The organism is Lysinibacillus sp. FSL M8-0216 (assembly GCF_038595555.1).
GTDB lineage: Bacteria > Bacillota > Bacilli > Bacillales_A > Planococcaceae > Lysinibacillus > Lysinibacillus fusiformis.
The window spans coordinates 4,229,614-4,253,734 of sequence record NZ_CP152007.1; the positions used below are offsets into that span (position 1 = coordinate 4,229,614).

General features: G+C 40.2%; 17 protein-coding genes, 3 rRNA genes and 3 riboswitches. All 20 genes read right to left on the reverse strand.

The window, feature by feature from the left end:
• Window position 1: 1 nt before the first annotated feature.
• The gene (gene purS, locus MKX57_RS21050; protein WP_008173668.1) at window positions 2-250 is read right to left on the reverse strand and encodes a phosphoribosylformylglycinamidine synthase subunit PurS; all 249 of its coding nucleotides are present in this window, start codon (window positions 248-250) and stop codon (window positions 2-4) included.
• Window positions 251-252: 2 nt separating this feature from the next.
• Window positions 253-963 carry a phosphoribosylaminoimidazolesuccinocarboxamide synthase gene (gene purC, locus MKX57_RS21055; protein ID WP_008173669.1) on the reverse strand — a complete coding sequence of 237 codons (711 nt, stop codon included), beginning with the start codon at window positions 961-963 and terminating at the stop codon, window positions 253-255.
• Window positions 964-1,093: 130 nt separating this feature from the next.
• Complete coding sequence (purB, locus tag MKX57_RS21060) at window positions 1,094-2,389, reverse strand: adenylosuccinate lyase (RefSeq protein ID WP_107922548.1); 1,296 nt, start codon at window positions 2,387-2,389, stop codon at window positions 1,094-1,096.
• A 13-nt stretch (window positions 2,390-2,402) separates the two neighbouring features.
• Window positions 2,403-3,527, reverse strand: a complete 1,125-nt coding sequence (gene purK / locus MKX57_RS21065) for a 5-(carboxyamino)imidazole ribonucleotide synthase (protein WP_008173673.1) — start codon at window positions 3,525-3,527, stop codon at window positions 2,403-2,405.
• The gene (purE, locus tag MKX57_RS21070) at window positions 3,524-4,012 is read right to left on the reverse strand and encodes a 5-(carboxyamino)imidazole ribonucleotide mutase (RefSeq protein ID WP_008173674.1); all 489 of its coding nucleotides are present in this window, start codon (window positions 4,010-4,012) and stop codon (window positions 3,524-3,526) included. The genes purK and purE overlap by 4 nt, the downstream gene beginning before the upstream one ends.
• Before the next feature lie 205 nt (window positions 4,013-4,217).
• A riboswitch (purine riboswitch) is annotated at window positions 4,218-4,316 on the reverse strand.
• 93 nt (window positions 4,317-4,409) lie between these two features.
• The gene (locus MKX57_RS21075; protein WP_008173676.1) at window positions 4,410-4,604 is read right to left on the reverse strand and encodes an NETI motif-containing protein; all 195 of its coding nucleotides are present in this window, start codon (window positions 4,602-4,604) and stop codon (window positions 4,410-4,412) included.
• Between the two features lie 578 nt (window positions 4,605-5,182).
• Window positions 5,183-5,298: ribosomal RNA gene (rrf, locus tag MKX57_RS21080) — 5S ribosomal RNA — on the reverse strand.
• 187 nt (window positions 5,299-5,485) lie between these two features.
• Window positions 5,486-8,413: ribosomal RNA gene (locus tag MKX57_RS21085) — 23S ribosomal RNA — on the reverse strand.
• A gap of 234 nt (window positions 8,414-8,647) precedes the next feature.
• A 16S ribosomal RNA gene (locus MKX57_RS21090) occupies window positions 8,648-10,199 on the reverse strand.
• The 16S, 23S and 5S rRNA genes sit together here, the layout of an rRNA operon.
• A gap of 511 nt (window positions 10,200-10,710) precedes the next feature.
• The gene (locus MKX57_RS21095; protein WP_008173678.1) at window positions 10,711-12,012 is read right to left on the reverse strand and encodes an NCS2 family permease; all 1,302 of its coding nucleotides are present in this window, start codon (window positions 12,010-12,012) and stop codon (window positions 10,711-10,713) included.
• A gap of 131 nt (window positions 12,013-12,143) precedes the next feature.
• Window positions 12,144-12,245: riboswitch (purine riboswitch) on the reverse strand.
• A gap of 227 nt (window positions 12,246-12,472) precedes the next feature.
• Window positions 12,473-13,141: an MOSC domain-containing protein gene (locus tag MKX57_RS21100; RefSeq protein ID WP_342550577.1), complete on the reverse strand. Its 669-nt coding sequence runs from the start codon at window positions 13,139-13,141 to the stop codon at window positions 12,473-12,475.
• Between the two features lie 636 nt (window positions 13,142-13,777).
• Entirely contained in the window at window positions 13,778-15,331 is a 1,554-nt protein-coding gene (gene guaA / locus MKX57_RS21105; RefSeq protein ID WP_089987294.1) for a glutamine-hydrolyzing GMP synthase, read from the reverse strand.
• A 154-nt stretch (window positions 15,332-15,485) separates the two neighbouring features.
• Window positions 15,486-15,587: riboswitch (purine riboswitch) on the reverse strand.
• A gap of 32 nt (window positions 15,588-15,619) precedes the next feature.
• Window positions 15,620-17,803: a transglutaminaseTgpA domain-containing protein gene (locus MKX57_RS21110; protein WP_342550578.1), complete on the reverse strand. Its 2,184-nt coding sequence runs from the start codon at window positions 17,801-17,803 to the stop codon at window positions 15,620-15,622.
• Complete coding sequence (locus MKX57_RS21115) at window positions 17,800-18,981, reverse strand: DUF58 domain-containing protein (RefSeq protein ID WP_008173685.1); 1,182 nt, start codon at window positions 18,979-18,981, stop codon at window positions 17,800-17,802. Before MKX57_RS21115 ends, MKX57_RS21110 begins: the two co-directional genes overlap by 4 nt.
• Complete coding sequence (locus MKX57_RS21120) at window positions 18,978-19,922, reverse strand: MoxR family ATPase (RefSeq protein ID WP_008173686.1); 945 nt, start codon at window positions 19,920-19,922, stop codon at window positions 18,978-18,980. Before MKX57_RS21120 ends, MKX57_RS21115 begins: the two co-directional genes overlap by 4 nt.
• 192 nt (window positions 19,923-20,114) lie before the next feature.
• Window positions 20,115-20,795 (reverse strand): ABC transporter ATP-binding protein, encoded by a 681-nt coding sequence (locus MKX57_RS21125; RefSeq protein WP_089987292.1) that lies wholly within the window; start codon window positions 20,793-20,795, stop codon window positions 20,115-20,117.
• Entirely contained in the window at window positions 20,792-21,595 is an 804-nt protein-coding gene (locus MKX57_RS21130; protein ID WP_237068910.1) for an ABC transporter permease subunit, read from the reverse strand. The genes MKX57_RS21125 and MKX57_RS21130 overlap by 4 nt, the downstream gene beginning before the upstream one ends.
• Window positions 21,592-22,044 (reverse strand): nitrous oxide reductase accessory protein NosL, encoded by a 453-nt coding sequence (locus MKX57_RS21135; RefSeq protein WP_342550579.1) that lies wholly within the window; start codon window positions 22,042-22,044, stop codon window positions 21,592-21,594. Before MKX57_RS21135 ends, MKX57_RS21130 begins: the two co-directional genes overlap by 4 nt.
• A 2-nt stretch (window positions 22,045-22,046) precedes the next feature.
• Window positions 22,047-23,312, reverse strand: a complete 1,266-nt coding sequence (locus MKX57_RS21140) for a NosD domain-containing protein (RefSeq protein WP_342550580.1) — start codon at window positions 23,310-23,312, stop codon at window positions 22,047-22,049.
• 59 nt (window positions 23,313-23,371) lie between these two features.
• Window positions 23,372-24,013, reverse strand: a complete 642-nt coding sequence (locus MKX57_RS21145) for a hypothetical protein (protein ID WP_090003212.1) — start codon at window positions 24,011-24,013, stop codon at window positions 23,372-23,374.
• Window positions 24,014-24,121 lie beyond the last annotated feature (108 nt).

The following is a 24,121-nucleotide window of genomic DNA, read 5'->3' on the forward strand; positions in this document are numbered from 1 at the left end:
ATTAGTTAGCCTCCTCGACTTCATAACGGTAGTCCTCAATTACAACGTTCGTTAAAACCTTTTCACACATTTCTTTTACTAGAGTATCAATGTCACGCTCTGAATCTTTAATTGATAGTTCAAGATATTTACCGATACGTAAATCCTCTACTTCACCGTAGCCCATTTTAGCTAAAGAACCCTGTACTGCAGAGCCTTGTGGATCAAGAATGCTCTCACGTAATGTTACATAGATTTTTACTTTTTTCATTGTTATTTGCCTCCGAGTCTAGAAAGTATAATAGTATAAACTTCAGTTAAATTACCAAGGTCTCTACGAAAAACATCTTTGTCTAACTTTTGCTTCGTTGTTGCATCCCAAAGTCGACATGTATCTGGTGAAATTTCATCTGCCAATAATACATGGCCATCTGCATCACGGCCAAACTCTAATTTAAAATCAATTAGTGTCACATTAACATCAGCAAAGATTGGCTGTAGAACTTTGTTAATAGCTAGTGCCTTCTCGTAAATAGCCGATACTTCAGCAGACGTTGCAAGCTCCAGAATGTCTATATGCTCTGTTGTGATGAATGGATCACCTAACTCATCGTCTTTATAGTAAAACTCAACGATTGGTCGTTTTAAAGGTGTGCCCTCTTCAAGTCCAATACGTTTTGCTAAACTTCCTGCAACTATATTACGAACGACTACTTCAATCGGGATAATATCTACTTTTCTTACAAGTTGTTGCGTATCAGATAATTGTTTTACGAAATGTGACGCAATTCCGTTTCCTTGTAATTTTTCGAAAATTAATGAAGTAATGCGATTATTTAAAATGCCTTTACCTTCTATTTCCTCTTTCTTTTCACCATTGAATGCAGTCGCACTATCCTTGTACTCAACAAGCAGCACATTTGGCTCCTCCGTTGTATACAATTTTTTTGCTTTACCCTCATACAAAAGTTGACCTTTAGTCATTCGTTTTTCCCCCCGATATTATGAGATACGCTTTTATGAATGATCAGAATCGAACCGTGTTCTCCACGGTTCAATTCTGAAGCATTTACTGGTGGCACTAACATTTATTTTTTTATTGGCGAAATAAATATTAGTTAAGTCCTAGACGTTCAAAAATCATATCGACATGCTGTAAGTGGTAGTTGTAATCGAAGCACTCATCCAGCTCTTCTTTTGTTAAATAAGATGTGATTTTTTCACTTCCATCGACTAATGTGCGGAACTGTACCTGTTCGTCCCACGCTTGCATAGCTAAAGGCTGTACAGTATCATACGCTTCCTCACGTACTAATCCTTTATCAATTAATGCTAACAAAATGCGCTGAGAGTAAATAAGGCCATATGTGCGAGTCATATTACGTTTCATGTTTTCAGGGAATACTGTTAAGTTTTTCACTATATTACCGAAGCGACTTAACATATAGTTAAGAGTAATTGTTGCATCCGGTAAAATAACGCGTTCTGCAGAAGAATGAGAAATATCACGTTCATGCCATAAAGCGACATTTTCATAAGCTGTCACCATGTATCCACGCATTAAACGCGACATTCCAACCATATTTTCAGAACCGATTGGATTACGTTTATGTGGCATTGCTGATGATCCTTTTTGACCTTTTGCAAAAGCTTCTTCCACTTCACGCGTTTCAGATTTCTGTAAACCGCGAATTTCTGTTGCAAATTTTTCAATGGAAGTAGCAATTAAAGCTAATGCACCTAAATATTGCGCATGACGATCACGCTGTAAAGTTTGTGTTGAAATTGGTGATGCAGCCAGACCTAGTTGATCACAAACATATTGCTCAACGCGAGGATCGATATTGGCATATGTTCCAACAGCGCCAGACATTTTCCCTGTTTCAATAACTTTAGCGGCTGCTTCAAAACGTTCCAGGTTACGCTTCATTTCCTCATACCATAAACCAAGCTTTAAACCGAAAGTTGTTGGCTCTGCATGGACGCCATGTGTACGGCCCATCATCACTGTATGTTTATGTTCTTTTGCCTTAGCAGCAATAATATCAATGAAATTCACGATATCTTTACGTAAAATATCATTTGCTTGTTTGATTAAATAAGAAAGTGCTGTGTCAACTACGTCTGTAGAAGTTAGTCCATAATGTACCCATTTACGTTCCTCACCAAGTGTTTCCGAAACGGCACGTGTAAAGGCCACTACGTCATGACGAGTTTCTTGTTCAATTTCTAAAATACGGTTCACATCAAATGAAGCATTTTCACGAATTTTAGCAACATCCTCTTTCGGAATATCACCTATTTCTGCCCACGCCTCACAAGCTAGGATTTCTACTTCTAGCCAAGCTTGATATTTATTTTGTTCTGTCCATATTGCGCCCATTTCGGGTCTTGTGTAACGTTCAATCATTGCGTATCTCCTTCTATTCTGACCAAATGCCAGAACTCTCGATTTGTTGTAATGTTTCTTCTAAGTTTTTTGTCATAATCGTTACATGGCCCATCTTACGGTTGACCTTAGCTTCAGCTTTCCCATAAAGATGGATAGACCATTCAGGATATTTAGCAATGGAGTTACTCAATGGCACGACATGCTGCCCTAATACATTGATCATAATGGATGGTGCCCAAAGTTCTGGCTTACGTAATGGCCAACCACACACAGCTCGTATATGCTGATGGAATTGTGAAACATTACACGCCTCTATTGAATAGTGACCTGAATTATGAGGTCTTGGTGCTAATTCATTAATAACAATGCCACCATCTTCTAACACGAACATTTCTACCGCTAACGTTCCTACTAAATGTAAGTAATCAGCAATTTTTAAAGCTTCTCGTTCCGCAGCCTGAGCTGTGCTTTCTGTTATGCGAGCAGGCACAATTGTTTCATGCAGAATATGATGAACATGAATGTTCTCTCCAACTGGCTGACAATACGATTCACCACTACCATTTCTTTGAACAATGACCGATACCTCTTTTACGAAGGGCACGAATCCTTCTGCAATACATGAAGAATGCGTGAAGAGTTCTTTCGCTAATGGAAGATCTTCAGTTGATTTTAACAGCTGCTGTCCCTTGCCATCATAACCACCGCTTGCTGTTTTGACTATACAAGGATAACCAATCGAATCAATATTGGCTACTAATTCTTCATAAGTTTTTGCAACAATATATGGTGCTACTGGGCAACCAGCTTTCACAATGGCTTCTTTTTCGGTTATACGGTTTTGTGTAATGCGTACTAACTCGGCCCCCTGAGGAACATAAGCCATTTGTGATAAACGTTTTAAGCCTTCATAATCAATATTTTCAAATTCATATGTGATAACATCACTGACTTCTGCAAGTTCTTCTAAAGCAGCTTCATCATCATATGGAGCTACAATACGAACATCTGCCACTTGCCCACAAGGTGAGTCCATTGCTGGTTCAAGTACCGCAATTTTAAAACCAGACTCCTTTGCAGCAAGAGCCATCATTCGACCAAGCTGTCCCCCACCTATAATACCTATCGTTTGTCCAGGATAAATAATTTTTGTCACACTAAGTCACCTGTGCTTTCTAATACTTGCTGCTTTGTAGCTTCACGTCGAGCATCTAATGCTTCAGCAAGTTCTGCATCTGTCGTTGACAAAATTTGAGCGGCTAGTAAACCAGCGTTTGTTGCTCCCGCTTTCCCAATAGCTACAGTTGCTACAGGCACACCACCAGGCATTTGAACGATGGATAACAGTGAATCAAGCCCATTCAGCGCACGTGATTGAACTGGTACACCGATTACAGGTAAAGTTGTTTTAGCTGCTACCATTCCAGGTAAATGTGCGGCTCCACCTGCCCCAGCTATAATTACTTGTATTCCCCGTTTGCGTGCTGTTTCGGCATACTCAAACATTAAATCTGGTGTTCGATGTGCAGATACAACCTTCTTTTCGTACGGTACTTGTAATTCGTCTAAAATATCACATGCATGTTTCATTGTTTCCCAGTCACTTGAACTACCCATAATGACACCGATTTTCGGATTCATAAATTGTCGCTCCTTTTAAACGATAGAAAAATGATCAATTATTGTGCAAGCCTCTATATGAATAGCTCTGCAATTTTTACCTTTTTACAAAGAAAATCCTCAAATAAACTACTCTCTACCTTTACGCGTGAAAGCAGCTTACTTGAGGACTTATTAGGGCAAGAATTTGTCAATGTACAAACCGTACATTGATCTTCTCATAAAAGCCAAAAGTGCTTTCCCGCATAGTCCAGCATTTACGGTGCCGGGTAGAGACACTAGAGCCAATCCTCTAGCATATATGTGGGATTTATTTGTTTTTCCTTATCACATTTTAACAAGGGATCGTATTATCGTCAATGCAAAAATGCGAACATTTTTTATAAGCTCAAAAAAAACGTTCGGATTTTAGTCAAAATCATTCCGTATCTTGAGTAGGTATAGCTTTAAATTGAATTTTTTGACGTAATAACGTGGGTTCACCATCGACTAAGTGAAAAAGGGGCTCTTCTTTTCGACCAATAGCCATGTACCCATCGTGTCGCATTCTTTCTAAACATTCTTCTATGGACTCGTTTTCTTTTACTTCATACCAAATTTGCTTCTTTCCCAACTGTTTCTCCCTTTCAATACATTAATTTATTTCCTAGCACTTGTTCCTTCATTATACCTTGAGATGCCTTAGGAGTGTGTAAGAACAAATTAATTGTTTATTAAATATAAAAAAACTGCGGATGGATATCCGCAGTTTGGATTACCGTTCAGCTAAATCCATACAAGGCTTTTATATAGATGCCTAGAAATAGTAGCAATAAAAACGAATGTAGGACAACAAGAATGAAACGAAACTCTCCTTTAATACCTAAAAGGGCACTCACAATACCTATTCCACCTAATATAAATGGCATTAACATACTGATGTCATTAAGGAATTTTAAAAAACGCCCCTACCCTTTCGGAGAATCATAACCAAACATTAAGAGTGTGAGGAGTAGGCAAAAAATCGAAAGAGACGAAAAAATAGTATGCCTCATTATCATTCCTCCGTTATTCTGTTCAAGTATAAGTAGGAAATGCTATCTATGTTAGTTATCTTTTCATCTGTATAAATTTAATATGTAGTGTATGAGACCATGATTTTTTAGTTGATAAAATAAAAAAGCCATGGAAGATATCCATGACTTCATAAGTGCCTAGCGACGTCCTACTCTCACAGGGGGAAGCCCCCAACTACCATCGGCGCTAAAGAGCTTAACTTCCGTGTTCGGTATGGGAACGGGTGTGACCTCTTTGCCATCATCACTAGACTATTTTCGGCTTTCAATATACATCGCATTTCTTCGTCAGCTGCTGTCGTTCAGTCAGTCACGTACTTGAGTACGCTCCTTCCCTCTCTCTATTGCTTCCTCGAACTACTCGTATCTTGAAACCCTTCATAAAAGAAATTATTCTTTCAAAACTGGATAAACGGTTCATTGAAGGTTTCAAACTTTTTTGGTTAAGTCCTCGATCGATTAGTATTCGTCAGCTCCATGTGTCACCACACTTCCACCTCGAACCTATCTACCTCATCGTCTTTGAGGGATCTTACTTACTTGCGTAATGGGAAATCTCATCTTGAGGGGGGCTTCATGCTTAGATGCTTTCAGCACTTATCCCGTCCACACATAGCTACCCAGCGATGCCTTTGGCAAGACAACTGGTACACCAGCGGTGTGTCCATCCCGGTCCTCTCGTACTAAGGACAGCTCCTCTCAAATTTCCTACGCCCACGACGGATAGGGACCGAACTGTCTCACGACGTTCTGAACCCAGCTCGCGTACCGCTTTAATGGGCGAACAGCCCAACCCTTGGGACCGACTACAGCCCCAGGATGCGATGAGCCGACATCGAGGTGCCAAACCTCCCCGTCGATGTGGACTCTTGGGGGAGATAAGCCTGTTATCCCCGGGGTAGCTTTTATCCGTTGAGCGATGGCCCTTCCATGCGGAACCACCGGATCACTAAGCCCGTCTTTCGACCCTGCTCGACTTGTAGGTCTCGCAGTCAAGCTCCCTTGTGCCTTTACACTCTACGAATGATTTCCAACCATTCTGAGGGAACCTTTGGGCGCCTCCGTTACCTTTTAGGAGGCGACCGCCCCAGTCAAACTGTCCGCCTGACACTGTCTCCTGCCCCGCTAAGGGGCATGGGTTAGAATTTCAATACAACCAGGGTAGTATCCCACCGACGCCTCCTTCGAAGCTGGCGCTCCGAGATCTCTGGCTCCTACCTATCCTGTACAAGTTGTACCAAAATTCAATATCAGGCTACAGTAAAGCTCCACGGGGTCTTTCCGTCCTGTCGCGGGTAACCTGCATCTTCACAGGTACTATAATTTCACCGAGTCTCTCGTTGAGACAGTGCCCAGATCGTTACGCCTTTCGTGCGGGTCGGAACTTACCCGACAAGGAATTTCGCTACCTTAGGACCGTTATAGTTACGGCCGCCGTTTACTGGGGCTTCAATTCGCAGCTTCGCTTGCGCTAACCACTCCTCTTAACCTTCCAGCACCGGGCAGGCGTCAGCCCCTATACGTCACCTTACGGTTTTGCAGAGACCTGTGTTTTTGCTAAACAGTCGCCTGGGCCTATTCACTGCGGCTCTCATGCGCTTGCACGCTCAAGAGCACCCCTTCTCCCGAAGTTACGGGGTCATTTTGCCGAGTTCCTTAACGAGAGTTCTCTCGCACACCTTAGGATTCTCTCCTCGACTACCTGTGTCGGTTTGCGGTACGGGCACCTCTCACCTCGATAGAGGCTTTTCTTGGCAGTGTGAAATCAGGAACTTCGTCCATACGGACTCGCCATCACAGCTCAACGTTACAGTGTGCGGATTTGCCTACACACACGCCTTACTGCTTGGACGCGCATAACCAACAGCGCGCTTACCCTATCCTACTGCGTCCCCCCATTTCTCAAACGGTGAGGAGGTGGTACAGGAATATCAACCTGTTGTCCATCGCCTACGCCTATCGGCCTCGGCTTAGGTCCCGACTAACCCTGAGCGGACGAGCCTTCCTCAGGAAACCTTAGTCATACGGTGGACGGGATTCTCACCCGTCTTTCGCTACTCATACCGGCATTCTCACTTCTAAGCGCTCCACCAGTCCTTCCGGTCTGACTTCAACGCACTTAGAACGCTCTCCTACCACTGACATCGTAGATGTCAATCCACAGCTTCGGTGAATCGTTTAGCCCCGATACATTTTCGGCGCAGCGTCACTCGACCAGTGAGCTATTACGCACTCTTTAAATGATGGCTGCTTCTAAGCCAACATCCTGGTTGTCTGTGCAACGCCACATCCTTTTCCACTTAACGATTACTTTGGGACCTTAGCTGGTGGTCTGGGCTGTTTCCCTTTTGACTACGGATCTTATCACTCGCAGTCTGACTCCCGTGTATAAATATCTGGCATTCGGAGTTTGTCTGAATTCGGTAAACCGGGATGGCCCCCTAGTCCAAACAGTGCTCTACCTCCAGTATTCTCATCACGAGGCTAGCCCTAAAGCTATTTCGGAGAGAACCAGCTATCTCCAAGTTCGATTGGAATTTCTCCGCTACCCACACCTCATCCCCGCACTTTTCAACGTGCGTGGGTTCGGGCCTCCAGTAAGTGTTACCTTACCTTCACCCTGGACATGGGTAGATCACCTGGTTTCGGGTCTACGACCACGTACTATTTCGCCCTATTCAGACTCGCTTTCGCTGCGGCTCCGCCTTCTAAAGCTTAACCTCGCACGTAATCGTAACTCGCCGGTTCATTCTACAAAAGGCACGCTATCACCCATTAACGGGCTCTAACTACTTGTAGGCACACGGTTTCAGGATCTCTTTCACTCCCCTTCCGGGGTGCTTTTCACCTTTCCCTCACGGTACTGGTTCACTATCGGTCACTAGGTAGTATTTAGCCTTGGGAGATGGTCCTCCCGGATTCCGACGGAATTTCACGTGTTCCGCCGTACTCAGGATCCACTCAGGAGGGAACGAACTTTCGACTACAGGGCTTTTACCTGCTCTGGCGGACCTTTCCAAGTCGCTTCATCTAACTCGCTCTTTTGTAACTCCGTATTGAGTGTCCTACAACCCCAAGAGGCAAGCCTCTTGGTTTGGGCTCTTCCCGTTTCGCTCGCCGCTACTCAGGGAATCGATTTTTCTTTCTCTTCCTCCAGGTACTTAGATGTTTCAGTTCCCTGGGTCTGCCTTCAAGACGCTATGTATTCACGTCAAGATACTACGCGATTAAACGTAGTGGGTTCCCCCATTCGGAAATCTCCGGATCAAAGCTCACTTACAGCTCCCCGAAGCATATCGGTGTTAGTGCCGTCCTTCTTCGGCTCCTAGTGCCAAGGCATTCGCCGTGCGCCCTTAATAACTTAACCTATCAGCTTTCAATACACATCGCATTTAACTGCTCGTGTCTTGAAACCTTTTAATGTTATTAAGCCTATAAAAAACTTAAAAAAATAAATGTGTTTGTTACTATTTCAATGTCGTTTTATCCAGTTTTCAAAGAACAAGTTTTGAAGTATTTCATTCAGAAGAATGAACCTTCAAAACTGAACGCAAAACGTAATCTTACAAACCCAAGGTTTGTATTCCGAAAATATCCTTAGAAAGGAGGTGATCCAGCCGCACCTTCCGATACGGCTACCTTGTTACGACTTCACCCCAATCATCTATCCCACCTTCGGCGGCTGGCTCCAAAAGGTTACCTCACCGACTTCGGGTGTTACAAACTCTCGTGGTGTGACGGGCGGTGTGTACAAGGCCCGGGAACGTATTCACCGCGGCATGCTGATCCGCGATTACTAGCGATTCCGGCTTCATGTAGGCGAGTTGCAGCCTACAATCCGAACTGAGAACGACTTTATCGGATTAGCTCCCTCTCGCGAGTTGGCAACCGTTTGTATCGTCCATTGTAGCACGTGTGTAGCCCAGGTCATAAGGGGCATGATGATTTGACGTCATCCCCACCTTCCTCCGGTTTGTCACCGGCAGTCACCTTAGAGTGCCCAACTAAATGATGGCAACTAAGATCAAGGGTTGCGCTCGTTGCGGGACTTAACCCAACATCTCACGACACGAGCTGACGACAACCATGCACCACCTGTCACCGTTGCCCCCGAAGGGGAAACTATATCTCTACAGTGGTCAACGGGATGTCAAGACCTGGTAAGGTTCTTCGCGTTGCTTCGAATTAAACCACATGCTCCACCGCTTGTGCGGGCCCCCGTCAATTCCTTTGAGTTTCAGTCTTGCGACCGTACTCCCCAGGCGGAGTGCTTAATGCGTTAGCTGCAGCACTAAGGGGCGGAAACCCCCTAACACTTAGCACTCATCGTTTACGGCGTGGACTACCAGGGTATCTAATCCTGTTTGCTCCCCACGCTTTCGCGCCTCAGTGTCAGTTACAGACCAGATAGTCGCCTTCGCCACTGGTGTTCCTCCAAATCTCTACGCATTTCACCGCTACACTTGGAATTCCACTATCCTCTTCTGCACTCAAGTCTCCCAGTTTCCAATGACCCTCCACGGTTGAGCCGTGGGCTTTCACATCAGACTTAAGAAACCACCTGCGCGCGCTTTACGCCCAATAATTCCGGACAACGCTTGCCACCTACGTATTACCGCGGCTGCTGGCACGTAGTTAGCCGTGGCTTTCTAATAAGGTACCGTCAAGGTACAGCCAGTTACTACTGTACTTGTTCTTCCCTTACAACAGAGTTTTACGAACCGAAATCCTTCTTCACTCACGCGGCGTTGCTCCATCAGGCTTTCGCCCATTGTGGAAGATTCCCTACTGCTGCCTCCCGTAGGAGTCTGGGCCGTGTCTCAGTCCCAGTGTGGCCGATCACCCTCTCAGGTCGGCTACGCATCGTCGCCTTGGTGAGCCGTTACCTCACCAACTAGCTAATGCGCCGCGGGCCCATCCTATAGCGACAGCCGAAACCGTCTTTCAGTGTTTCACCATGAGGTGAAACAGATTATTCGGTATTAGCCCCGGTTTCCCGGAGTTATCCCAAACTATAAGGTAGGTTGCCCACGTGTTACTCACCCGTCCGCCGCTAACGTCGAAGGAGCAAGCTCCTTCTCTGTTCGCTCGACTTGCATGTATTAGGCACGCCGCCAGCGTTCGTCCTGAGCCAGGATCAAACTCTCCATAAAAGAAATTTGATTAGCTCAAATTGTTTTGCTGGCATCAATTTTGATGTCCAAAATTTTGTTTCGTTCACTAGCTAGGCTTGCTACTAAAAACTTTATTGATTACGTTTTGCTTGTTCAGTTTTCAAGGTTCATTTGCTAGTTACTTTCAAGTAACTTTTTATAATTTAACATATTGTCAACTCGTTGTCAACTGTCTACGTTAATATTTTTTAAGTTGTTCGTTTGTTTCGTAACAACGTGTTTAAATATATCATCATAAAACAAAGTTTGCAAGTGTTTCATTAAAGTAAAACTATTCTTATTATTACAAAGTGAGTTTCTTCTATATAATGGTGAAAACAACTTTATATAATTCGTTATAGTTATGCTTTATTTTATATAGTAAAAGAGACGAATAGAATAACAATAAAAGTATTTAATTATTTACTGTTCCTTTCCCAATAATAAAAAATCACCTCCATCGTTAGAACTTATCCTTAACAATGGAGGTGATTTTCAACATGTATTTAATTTATCGTACCCAAATGAAATACGCCAGGAAGACAAAGAATAAACCATACATCATAGGGTGAATTTCTTTTTTACGTCCCGCTAATAACATTGTGATCGGATAGAACACGAAGCCAATTGCAATACCCGTAGCAATGGAATAACCAAGAGGCATCATTAATACGGTAAAGAATGCTGGTACTGCAATCTCAAATTTATCCCAATCAATTAAACGTAATGATGATACCATCAGTACTCCTACAATAACTAGAGCAGGTGCTGTTACTGCTGGTGTTACTACTGCTAATAACGGAGAGAAGAATAATGCTACTAAGAAAAGTACTGCTGTTACTACTGCTGAGAACCCAGAGCGAGCTCCAGCTGCTACCCCTGAAGTTGATTCTACATAGGCAGTAGTCGTAGATGTACCAAATAAAGAACCAATTGTTGTTGCAAGTGCATCTGCCATTAATGCGCGACCTGCACGTGGTAATTTATTATCTTTTACTAAGCCAGCCTGTGTTGCCACAGCCATTAAAGTCCCTGCTGTATCGAAGAAATCTACAAACAAGAACGTTAATACAACTACTAAAAACTTCACGTTAAATAGTGATTCAATATCTCCAAGTGGTTGTAGTGCCACCATGAATGTAGAATCCACACTTGGAATAGCAGAAACAATTGCCGTTGGAGGTTCAATAATACCTGTCACCATACCAATAATCGCAGTAATAACCATCCCTAAGAAAATACCAACACTGCGTAATTTAATAATTAGAATAACAGATAAAACAATTCCGAATACCGCTAGTAATGTAGCACCAGTGAAAGTTCCTAAAGTTACTAATGTAGCTGGACTATCTACAATAATCCCTGCTCCTTGTAAACCTACGAAAGTAATAAACAATCCAATACCTGCCGAAACAGCATATTTAAGTTGAACTGGTATGGCATTAATAACGGTTTCACGAATACCTGTTAGAGATAAAATGATAAAGATAATCCCAGAGAAGAATACGCCAGTTAAACCTGTTTGCCATGGAATACCGTAAGCCCCGACTACAGTAAAGGCGAAGAATGCGTTTAATCCCATACCAGGAGCTAGTGAAATTGGGAATTTAGCGAAAATACCCATTATTAAAGAACCAACTGCTGCAGCTAATGCTGTTGCTACGAAAACAGCACCTTTATCCATCCCTGCATTTTCTAGTATACCTGGGTTAACAGCTAGAATATATGCCATCGCAAGGAAGGTTGTAATACCACCTATTATTTCTCGGCGGTAATTAGTTCCTAATTCATCAAACATGAAATATTTTTTCATTATAAAAAAATCCTCCGTATGGTCGTCCTCAATATCGAAAACAAAAAAGACACGCTGACTAATCTACTAGTCGCATGTCTACGATATATTTCATCCACATTAATGTGTGAAATAAATTAGGGTTTATACATACGTATATAAACCTCAATCGTAGTCAAGTTATTTACGGTAACTTGGTAGAAACTCACGGGCCCTATTCCCGACATTATACGACGACTTATTTAATTTACATTTGTAATATATCATTTCACTTTTTAGATTTCAACCCTATTTCCGAACAATTTTACAAAATAAAATACGAAAGTTCGTGTAATTTTCTTATTTAATGTTCATATTTTAATAAACTGCTACTAAAAAGTCTAAGTACTGAACAATTCACTGAACACTATAATATAAAAAAACCCTTAGAACTCACCCGAATTCTAAAGGATTTTAAGACAGATTCCCTTGCCTACAATTTTTAATTCATCACTTTACTTTGCAAGACCTGAATTCTTTTTTCTAACTTCTGTTTCCAATCTTCCGCCAATGCATCAACTTCTCGGATATGTTTCATCGCATCTGCATCTTTGTTTTTAAAATATACTTCGTTGCAATACAAAACAGAAACTTGGGCAGGATGCTTTTCTACTAATTCAATATTCGAGTTCGCATAAATTGTCCCCTCTTCTAGTACGCGCGCAAGGAAGCCCGTATAACCAGTTTCAATCATACGTTTGAGCAATGTGTTTGATTCGGTATATTTGTCGATCGTACTACAAGGAACACGCCCCTGTGTAATTTGAATGACAGCATCTCCTATTTTATAAATATCACCGATACAAATATCCTCTTCTAGCATATTTGTAACCGTAAGATTTTCACCGAAAGCAGCAGTTGGCAATGGTTTACCAAGTTCTTGTTCCCATTGTATGTAATGTTCCGCAGGATATAAACAAACTGCACGATCAGGTCCGCCATGATGTTTTTTATCAGCGACATCATCTCCGTCGAAGCCATGAGCTGACAAATAAACTTCTTGCATTTTTTGCTTTTCAATACCTGTCATCATCGAACGCCCTTTACTATCAATCAATTCTTTTGGCATCCCAACTGCTAATGTATGAATTATTGGTTTATTTTCCACCATTTAAATCCCCCCCAATCTGATAATTCTAATACTTTTTGCATCCATTTAGTTTACTACATTCTCCAATAGTTTGCTGATTATTTCAATGTAAAGCTTGTAAGATGAGCACCCAACTCAAACTACCAACTATAGAATATTAGCCGTTGATGATGTTGAACCAGTATATTATTTATAAACAATTAAAGTCGATTAAACTCCATGAACTAAAGCATCAAAGCACCTAAATAAATGCTACAATGAAATAAAAAATGGATGATGATCTTTATCTAAACATTTTAAAAGTTCCTCTTTAAAGTGATCATTTTCAATCAGTTTCGGCGCATCTTCTACGCTAAAGAAACCGACCTCTAAACTTTCCTTACTTATTTTCAAACTCCCATTTATAGGCGTTCCTAGCCACCATATCATTATTTATAAGGATTAAACTGCCCCATTATTGCACAAAACTTAATCATTCTTATCTAAAATATAGAAAATACTGGATTATTTTCAATTAAAAAAGACCTCCCTTCACCCATGAATTACATGAATAAAGGAAAGTCTTTTGTGTTAAAAAATTGCACGTGGATAAGCAATTGCTCATTCAAACAACGGTGAAACCCTTTATAGAACTGGCTTCAACGGTTAATATATGACCTATTCCCACTCAATCGTTGCTGGTGGCTTAGATGTAATATCATACACTACACGGTTAACGTGTTTTACTTCGTTTACTAGGCGGACAGAGATTTTTTCTAGTACATCCCATGGGATACGTGCCCAGTCAGAAGTCATACCGTCGATAGATGTTACCGCACGGATACCGATTGCGTAATCATACGTACGTGCATCGCCCATTACACCAACTGAACGGATATCAGGTAATACCGTGAAGTATTGCCAAATGTCACGATCAAGGCCAGCATTGGCGATCTCCTCACGTAAGATGAAGTCAGATTCGCGAACGATTTCTAATTTTTCTTCTGTTACTTCACCAAGTACACGGATACCTAATCCAGGACCTGGGAACGGTTGACGCCAAACGATTTTTTCATCTAGACCAAGTTCTAAGCCTAATGCTCGTACTTCGTCTTTGAATAAAGTTTTTAATGGTTCGATCAATTTGAATTGCATATCTTCTGGAAGTCCACCAACATTATGGTGAGATTTGATTGTTTGTGCAGTTGAAGTACCTGATTCAATAATATCTGTATAAAGAGTACCTTGTGCTAAGAAATCCATACCTTCAAGCTTTGATGCTTCTTCATCAAATACATAAATAAATTCATTTCCGATAATTTTACGTTTTTTCTCTGGATCTGATACACCTGCAAGTTTGTCCATGAAACGTTTACGAGCATCAATTTTAATAAGATTCATATCGAAATCTTCAGTAAATGTTTTCATTACTTGCTCAACTTCACCTTTACGGTTTAAGTTGTGGTCTACGAACATACAAGTTAATTGGTCACCGATTGCTTTGTGAATAAGAACCGCTACAACTGATGAGTCAACACCGCCTGAAAGCGCACATAATACTTTTTTATCGCCTACAATTTCACGAATTTTCGCGATTTCAAGTTCAATGAAGTTGGCCATTGACCAATCACCTTTTGCCTCACAAACATCGAATACGAATTGACGTAATAAATCATTACCATAAACAGAGTGACGTACCTCTGGGTGGAATTGAACAGCGTATAGTTTACGTTCTACATTTGCCATTGCTGCAATCGGACATGATGCGCTCGTTGCGATAACTTCAAATCCAGCAGGAACTTCTGTTACATGGTCACCATGGCTCATCCACACGATTTGCTCAGTTGGTAACTCACCAAATAATTTATTGGAAGTAGTTACTTTGATTTCAGCTTTACCATATTCACGAGTTTCAGCGCCTTCTACTTTACCACCATTTGTATGTGCCATTAATTGCATACCATAGCAAATACCTAGTATTGGTAGGCCTAATTCAAAAATGGCTGGATCCACATGGAAAGCATTTTCATCATAAACAGAGTTTGGACCACCTGAAAAAATAATACCGGCTGCGTTCATTTCTTTAATTTCTTCTGCAGTTATTGTATGTGGATGTAATTCACTGAATACACCAAACTCACGGATACGACGAGTAATTAATTGGTTAAATTGGCTACCGAAGTCAAGTACAACGATTTTTTCTTGCTCTTTTAATAAAGGGCTAGCTGTCAAAATTTCCACCTCTTCTACTATTTTTAAAGGATATTTCATTTGTTCAAAGAAAAACGCGAAGAAAGTAAAATCTTTCTACGCGTTCAAAAAGCTCATGTTGATTTACAAAGGCGAATGCGTAGCAAAGTAAAGTGATTTACTATACTTCTCACCTAGCGAATACATCCGCCTTCATAGAGAAATCATTTATGGTGATTTCGTAGAAACATCCGAACCTTATTATCGAACTTATATGAAAGCAATCCTTGCATTTAATTTTTTTCATTTTACTCTTTGTCTAAGTTAAAATCAACCGATAGTGCGATTGATTAAATATTCCCAACTTTCTTTCAGCTTTGTGAAATTCACTTCTTGTTTATCCTTCCCATAAACATGTTGCTCATAAACAGCCGTTAGCTTTTGCATTTGATCTGTCTCTAATGATGCATCCACACGTTCTGCAAACATGTGCAACGTTTCCCCATCTCTCATACGCAATCCAATACGTGATAATTGCTTCAGAAGAATATGATAGGAGGAATCAAAGGTAGACCAATTGGCAGTCTTTTTACGATAGACTCGAACATGCATTTTTGGAAGCCAAGTCTTGCGCTGCAAGTATAAAGCAATCCCACTGATAATCAATAAAACGAAGATGATTATCCAAACATAAGCAAACTTTTTCAACCAAGTCCATAGCCTATCCAGGCTAAACATTGATTTACTTTGTTCTTTATTAGACACATGTTCCTGCTTTTGCGGTTGCTCAGGTTTTTGCTCTGGCTGTACTATTTCCTCCTGTTCGGATGTATCTAATGGTATATCATAATCAATGTTAACGTTGCCGCTAAAGCCTATTGTAGGCTCAAACTCCATCCAACCTGTACCAGGTATATATGCCTCTACCCATGAATGCGCGTTGTCATTGGTAATTCGATACTCTCTCAGACCATCTGACATGGGTCCTGCAGTACCAGGCGCAAATCCTTTGACCCAGCGAGCTGGAATGCCTATCGAACGCAAAAGGACTACCATTGAAGTTGAGAAATTATCACAATAACCTACTTTTGTATCAAATAAAAACTGATCAACGTAATCTTGATTTTCTGCCGGAATAGCCGCTTGTTTTTTATCATACCTAAAACCGTTCGTCCTAAAATAACCTTCCACTGCCTTAATTTGATCGTAAACCGTAGTTTTATCCTGTGTTATCGACAGCGCCAAATCTCTTACTCGTTGTGGTAATTGCGCTGGCAGCTGCATAAAGCGATCAAATGACGAATCTAACGTTTCAAGTGTGGCTGGGAATGATAATTGCAGCTGTTCCATACTATAGACAGGCTCACTATACGTTAAAGTATAGGCTGATAAAGATGTCGATGTATCATTCTGCTGCTCTATAGTCATCTTTTCCGTCTGCTCGTCCTGAATAAATAATGTGGAATCTTGAGCCGAAACAGATAACAAGCCGTATGTTTGGATTAAAAACGGCATCGAGGTCGCAATGTCCAGTTGAATTTGACGCTCGTTTTCAGGTGAGCCTACTTGTAAAGAGGTCATAATCGGCGCATTTGCCTCATATACATTTTTTCCGAAGTTCCCCTCTGACAAAATCCATCCCTTTGACGTATAAGTATCTTTCGTTTCAATACGCCAATAATGACGATCACGTGAAGACGCAGTAAAAATTAATGTACTATCTCCTTGGAAAGGTCCACCTAATTGACTATCATCTTGACTATAGCCGACTGATTTCATGCCTGTTCCATTTCCATCTTGTCCAGTAACACCTTGAATAAACGGCACAGGATCTGCCCATGTCGGCCCTGTCTTTGGTAAAAAGAAGGCGATAGTCCCGACAAGTAATACGGATACAAGCATCGGAATAACAATTTTCCATCTCCCAAACGTATTGCTCATTGTACCCACTTGAAGCCATAAACGTTTGACAAATAGGACACCTGTCATCATTAATCCTAATATAACCACTTTAACAATAGCTGTTTTCCCATTGTATTCACTAAACGTATCTAACGTAGCAATAAAGAATACTGTCATGGCAAAAAAGTAAAATATATTTTTCCGCACAGAGACCCAATGGTGGATTAAGTAAACAAGCATCCATATTAATACTAGAAATAGCACTGTTCTAAAGGCATCGGATACTAGACCAAAATCACCTGATATAATGGCGGCCATATTCCCTTTCCATTCTGTTAATAAGAAGGATATGGACTTTCCAGAAAGCACTGGGCTTTCGCTATAAATAAAGACAATGCACCAAGTAATATAACCAAACTTTACAATCCCTGATAATAAAGGATGCACTCGGAATAAACTTAGGGCTAGGGACAAGCCAATAAAAACTAGGAAGAGATGAAACCCTCCTGTATTAGTTAATTGCATAATTGGTATTAGCCATTCACGCAAAATAAAGAAGACTATAATATAGGCGACCGCTAACTCTAAAAATTCCCCTACTGTTTGTTTCACGGCTTCTTCACCTCCGTGAATACATGATAAAAATCTGTTGGATCTACATAAACAATTTGAATATGTTTATAACGCAATGTAACCTCAGACTGCACAGGTGGCTGTTTTGCCACGACAAAACAAATACAACTTTTCACTATATTCGCAAGAGTATGTAGGAATTCTTCTGATACTTCATTAGTCACATAAAGCAATGTCGCTACTTGCTTAAAGGCTTGCTGGTCATAAAATCGAAATTTTACATTCTCAGTAGATTTTATAGCTGCCAAATGATACATAACCTGATCTAACTGCTTTTCACCTTGTATAACAGGGAATACCTTTGTCACTTCTCCAGCAGAAATAAAGGAAATATCACCAAGTTCCTGCACGATCATCTTGAGCATAGATGCTACTAGCTCAATCTTATCCTCAAATAATGTTGATTTCTTGGCATCAAGCACTAACATTAGCTCAGAAGATTGTCTATCCTCAAATTCCTTAGATTGTAAGGTTTGGGTTTTCGCGAATGACTTCCAATGAATCCATGAAAAACGATCCCCAGGAACATATTCTCGTAACCCAACAGCCATAGTAGTATCCTTTACTATGGAATAAGGAGACATCATTGGCCCAACATCATATTTTGTTTGAAGTGCCGAATATTTCATTTCTCTGAGCCTTGGGTACACTAAAATAGTTTGTTCTTTCTCGGCCACAACCATTTTTTTTGCCCAACCGAAAAAATCATAGAAAGCGACCGTAACACCCAAATAACGGTGTTCGCCACGAGGCATATTTACTAATTCATAATGCCAGTTAAATTTTTTTCTAAAGCCAACAAATTTTATAGCAGTTGAACTTTCTAGCTTCGCCTGAACTAACCCCTCACTATCTACAAGTTCCTCCATCATCATATAAGCAAAAGGAAAACGTGTTTTTCTTTCGATTGAAATCATGACCTTCGCTGATTGACCACGTTCTACATGTGCTGGCTCAATTTTGCGCTCTACTACTAAGATACTTTCTCTAACAACAAAGAAAAATAAGGCATACACTAAAAATGGACTTACCGTAAAAAATACAAACCAACTAACAAATCCACCTTGGAACATCGCATAACAAAACGTTACAATCATTAAGAAAACTACTAATAGGAAATGTTTACTTTTCTCTAAAAAAGCTTTCCATTGCTTCATTGTTCTGCAAACCTTTTTGTTGGTACTGGTGTTTTAGCAATGATACGTTCAATAATTTCACTTGCCGTTACATTATCATAGCGAGCATCTGGCTTTAAAACTAGACGATGACTAAAGACAAAAGGGACAAGGTATTGGACATCATCAGGTGTTACATAGCTACGCCCTTTCATAAATGCGTAGGCTTGAGAAGCCTTCATTAAGGCTAATGTCGCCCTGGGACTTACACCTAAATAAACATAGCTGTTTTCTCTAGTTTGAGTAGCAAGCTCCACCATGTAATTTTTTACTGAATCTTCAACATACACTCCTTGAACGAGCTCTTGTAACTCAATCAATTGAGCTACCGACAATACTGCATCGATCTTTTCAATCGCTTTGCCATTTTCCGCGCGCCGTAAAATTTCCACTTCCTGCCCTCTACTAGGGTAGCCCATCTTTATTTTCAGTAAAAAACGATCAAGCTGTGCTTCAGGCAATGGATAGGTTCCTTCATGTTCTATCGGATTTTGTGTGGCCATTACAAAGAACGGCTGATTAATAGCAAGTGTTTTACCATCAATAGTAACAGAAGCTTCTTCCATTCCCTCCAGTAAAGCTGACTGCGTTTTGGGCGAGGTACGATTTATTTCATCGGCTAAAATAACATCCCCCATGATGGGTCCTGGACGAAATTCAAACTCCAATGTCTTCGGATTATAAATAGAGATCCCCACTACATCGGAAGGTAATAAATCCGGCGTAAATTGAATTCGTTTAAACTGCGCATCAAAGGATTTTGCTAATGAACGAACCATCATTGTCTTCCCAACACCAGGCACATCCTCTAACAATACGTGCCCCCTCGCTAATAAAGCAACAAGGCTTAGCTCAGCCACATCTCTCTTTCCAATCATCACTTTCTCTATATTTTCTAGCACATTTTGTATTTGAGAATTCATAAATTAAAAAACCTCCATTTCATCAAACAATTGTGTGAATTGCACGATAACTTATCATAAGCATATCGAAATTTGTCTAGTAAAACAATTATCAGAAACTTCTTCCCTTCGATAACACATACTAAACAAGGCTTGCTTGAACGTAGTCAAACAAGCCTTGTTTAGTATATAACGTCACTATTCATTAGAATGTTACAATTTTAATCTTTTTAACCATATTTCTTCCAAAGATGTAGAATTTTCTTGTGTGAAAATTTCAGTGATCCCACCAGAAATTATAATTTCCCCATCATGTAAAACTAATACATCATCTGCTATTTCTTCAGCAAAAGACAGCAAGTGAGTAGAGAATATGACCGTATTTCCTTTGTTCTTTTCCTCTAACATTACGTTTTTTAATTGCGCTATCCAAAATGGATCAAGACCATTTGTCGGTTCATCCAAGATCAGCAAAGATCCACTTCCAAGTAAACATTGCGCAAGATTTAGTCGCTGAAGCATCCCTTTAGAAAATTGTTTAGCTGGTTGATTACGAACATCCCACAAGGAAACACGCTTCAATATGCACTCTTGTTCATTTTGATCTACTTGCTTTAAAGAGGCTAGTAGATCAAAAATTTCAGCTGCCGTTAGCATGGTTGGAAAATTTACGTCATCAGGCATATAACGAATGACATCTGGTTTATGCCATATCATTTCTCCGGACTTTCCCTTCTCTTGACCCGTTAGTAAACGGATCAACGTACTCTTTCCGGCACCATTACCCCCAACCAGCGCTAAAATTTTACCAGAATGTAATGTAAAGGTAGCTTCTTTTAAACCTCTACCATTTTCATAGACATTGGCTATATTTTTGGCTTCTAAAAGAATCATCGCTGTGTGACCTCCTTCGAAAACTTAGTAGCTAGCATTAGTGGTAGAAGGATCCAAAGAAGCGTCACCACCACATACAACACAAGACCTAAAGTTGACGAATAAAACCTCGTGACACCATAAAATGCTGGACCAAGCACACTAGCCTGATTGGTGAATATAAAATAACCAAAGCGTAGCCATTCTACGGGATTAATATGTATCGATATAATGGTAAGCTTTTGTAAAACATGACCCGCTACAACTGCACCTAGAGCCATTAACGCATAAGAAATGAGCAGTAAAAAAAAGGACCATACAACAAGTGATAAGGCTAGTGCAAATAATCTTGTTTTAGCCACTGCCCCCAGTACAATACCTAATGAGACAAATATAAAGATACATAATAACGTAAGGATCACTAAAATAATCGGTAACTGGACGCCGCCTAATAGACCACCTATTGCTAAGACAACGCCAAATGCCACAAGCACTACTAATAAAAAGGCAAGTGATATAGCCACATATTTCCCTATAATATATTGCCCAATTTTCATTGGATATGTTTTTAATAATGAAAACCAGCCAGATTCAATATCGCCGGCTATACTCATACTTCCAATGGTGATAATAAATAAAGGTAATAGAAACAATAACACATTTAAAAATGATGCCGTTTGACGTGTAAAGCCCTCCACATCAGGTAATGCCATTCGCTGAATGACAATAATCGCTACAAAAACAAAAGTAAAAAGAAAAGCTACTAGTTGCATCCAATGGCTTCTTAAAATTTGCTTCAACTCTATTTTCACAAACATCATTCATGAATCCCCCAATTAAACGTCAGCAAATCTTGATAGGCTAATAATTGCCCCTCTCCTTCATTGGTCATCCATTCCTGCGCCTCATCCTTCGTCGCAAATGCAAGTACTCCATAGTTCATCGGAGTCCAATAACCTGCATTGTACACATAGGTAGCTTTATAAACGTCAATCCATTCATTATTTGCTTTATTTTTAATATAGGCTGCGCCAATTTCATCCTCACCATTTAGCGACAGATAATCCATCAAACACCCAATATCATCAAAAATCTTATAATCTCCATTTGTGAGCACAATTTGTCCAGCATATTCATGATGAACGATACTCATATTACAAATTTCACAAATATCTGTTTCACGGATAATATCACGTGGGTTATACGTCTTTTCGCCGCAACCACCCAATATTGTACTGCATATAACTAGAATGGCTATCCACCTCGTCATACTTACACCCCTCTTTTCCACAGCCAAAATCCACTCATAGATACAACTAAACCAAAAATAAATTGTAAGATGTTGATCGAAAACGACTTCTCTTTCGTATGGCTGATTAATCTTGGTTCGTTATCTACAAGCAAATTTTGTTCTGTTTTATTCACTTCCTGATCAAGTGATGTCAGAATCATAACACTCGGTGATGCCACAAAAAATTGATAAACCGGTTGTCTCACCATCCATTGACCAAAGCTTGACACAGCCACGTAGGGAACATCTCCGAAACCATCTCCCGCAACATCTAACCCTCGGTAATCATCATAAAAATTACGAACTAATCGCAAGCCTTGTTGGTCCGATCTTGCCGTTAATATATTTCCAGTAAACTGATTATCATTGATGATAGAGTGATTATCTACCTTTGTTCCTTCTAAGGCAGTCTGATTCATCTGAAACCCATTTTCTTGTATTTGTATGACTGAACATTTTTGCATTGCTACACCTACCCGATTATTTCGAATGCTATTTTTTCTTACCTTCGCCTGTTGTGTGTCATACATTAAAAGGCCATAGCTATTGAAATCATTATGGTTACTAAATGTATTGCTCGCTATTTCTAAGTCCGTAGTCATCATTACCATAAGACCTGTCACATTATGTAAATATGAATTAAAAAGCACCTTCACATCAATTGAATACATAAAATGCGTTCCATAACGACTGTTTGTCACTTCGTTTTGTCGCACATTGATATGTCTCACTTCTTCTACATATATCCCATCTTGCACAAGATCAATTGCATTATGTTCAATAGCAATGTCCTCACTTTTAAACACAGCAATCCCATTGCCTTTTTCAGCATAATGTAACTGATTACCAACAATCTTATTTTCTAATAATTGAATATGCTTAGAACGTTGAATATGGATACCCACTTGTACATCCTTTATTTCAATAGCTTTCACTTTTAAATTCTCCACTTCATTAACAACAATCCCTTTGTTTTTGGCAGAAATCATTATATCTTCGATAGAGACATTAGCCGTATGGTCTATTTTTAATGCAGGTTTAGTATTTTGAGAATAAAGTTCAACCCCTTTTTCTCCTTGGAGTGTAATCGATTTCTTTACGGTAAAATTTCCTTGGTAACGACCGGCAGGAATATGAACAATCTCTCCAGGTCTCGCTTGATCAATAGCAAATTGAAGATCAAACTCTGCTTTTGCTGTTTGACATGTCCATAGAAAAAACAATATGAACCAACCTATTCGTTTCATTACTGTCCCTCCTTATTCAGCATGAAAAGACTAGAGGAAAGTTCCCCTAGTCTAAGCTTTTAATGACCATGTCCCTCTTGCCCATGATTCATATCACTTGAATGCATAGAACTAGAATCTCCATTCTCTCCCTCAGCCTTTTTTTCCATCATTTTCTTACGTCGTTCCAATGCGTCATCTTTAATTTTTTGTAGTTCCTCCATATAAGCATTCGAATTTTCTTGGATGTATGTATCTGCTTCCGCTTTGTTCACGAAGTAAATATAGCCCCAGTTCATCGGAGATTTCAGCTCTGTTTTCACAATTGTTACATCTTCGACCTTCGCCCACTCCTTCGTCACAAAATCACGGACAAATTTTGCATTGTTCTCTTCATTAGCAACCTCTGCATTTAACAAACAGCCAATATCGTCATAAAAAGCAATAGTCCCATCTTCTTTTATCGCTTGCGCTGAAAATACGCCCATTTCATGATCCTTCATGTAAACCTTCATATTACACATTTCACAAACTGTATCCTCCTTCGGCTCTTGTAACCGCGAATCTACAAGTGAAGCAACTTGTACAGAATCATCCATTACCTTCGTTTCTATTTCAGTAGCGCCTTGCTCTGATTCCTTCTCCTTTACCTGAGGTTTTTCGCTAGTACATGCTGCTAGTACAAATAATACTATTAATGCTGGTAACCATAATTTTTTCACAACTATTCCCTCCAAATTTAGTTTTCTGTTGCCATATTCAACAATACAGATTAGTTGTGAAATTAGTAAAAAATCGCGGTGAAGAATTGGAAAAATTATCTTGAACAT